Source organism: Parendozoicomonas verongulae, assembly GCF_009711465.1.
In the GTDB taxonomy this organism is placed as follows: domain Bacteria; phylum Pseudomonadota; class Gammaproteobacteria; order Pseudomonadales; family Endozoicomonadaceae; genus Sansalvadorimonas; species Sansalvadorimonas verongulae.
In genome coordinates this window covers 1-977 of sequence record NZ_SMME01000469.1, presented here as the reverse complement: position 1 = coordinate 977, position 977 = coordinate 1, and the positions used below count along the sequence as shown (strand labels likewise).

The 977-nt window shown below is 43.7% G+C and carries 1 protein-coding gene; it reads right to left on the bottom strand.

Going from position 1 to position 977, the window contains the following annotated elements; genetic code table 11:
* Positions 1 to 977, bottom strand: a 977-nt coding sequence (locus E1189_RS22590) for a hypothetical protein (protein WP_196220920.1), incomplete at both ends; no start/stop codon positions are given.

The window sequence follows — 977 nt, the reverse complement described above, 5'->3', positions numbered from 1 at the left end:
GTAGGAAAGGGCTGAGGTTCCAGCGTAGGCTGCACAGGCTTTAACCCGTCGGGGGTGGCTTCCCCTTCCTGATGTGTAGAACGAACAGATACTGATGAAGTGATGTCCTTTGCTGGAGAGGTCATCGACATTTTAGAGGCGCCAATGACTAAAGCATCCAGCGCATCATGACTTTGCATATTCGCTTTCATCGAACTGTCTCGAGGAGGAGAGTAAGCTTCAAAGCCTTCAACACTCATTAGTTTATGAAAACCAGACGCTTCCAAAAATGCTGCGGCGCCATCTAAAGCATGAACTTCATTGAGATCCACAAAGCTTCTTTTCTGTTCGTGCTCGGCTTTGAGGAGAGGGTTTGAAGCAACTGTACCAAGTATGTTTATGAGGTTTTTGATAAAAATGAAAACAGGCCGGACAAGTTTTGCGTTAGATTCCGGTATATAGGAAAATAAAAGGGGTCTGTATCCTACGGTGACTTTTTCATGGTGAGCGCAGTAATGATGGCCGATGCAAATAAATAACCTGTCTTTTTGGAATTCATAGGATGGCCCTAGTTGTGGGCATATGGGGTCATGACACGTATTCGCCACATGCTGGTATTTATCTTCTTTCGATAAGGTGAGCTTTAGAATCCCATGTGGGCTGAATACCGAATTCATAGCTGTAAGGGATTCAGGAGGTTTTTCCATCAGACGATGAGCTCTCAACACATTAAGCCCAAGAATGCCACGAGCCTTTTCTTGATATTCCTGATAGTCTCTCATTTCAGAATGCCGTTCAGCAGTATCCCGTATACCGTCAAAGTGTGTGATAATTACTTTAGTCATCATTTTCTCTGGTGTAACACGGACTTCAACAGTTAACTCTTTGCTAAAAAAAATATCTTTCAGAGCGTGGATTTCATTTCTGGCAAGAACCTCATTGGCAGAGGTTTTCCTTAACCCATCCGAGGGGTTTGTAGGAGACGGATTTACAACATT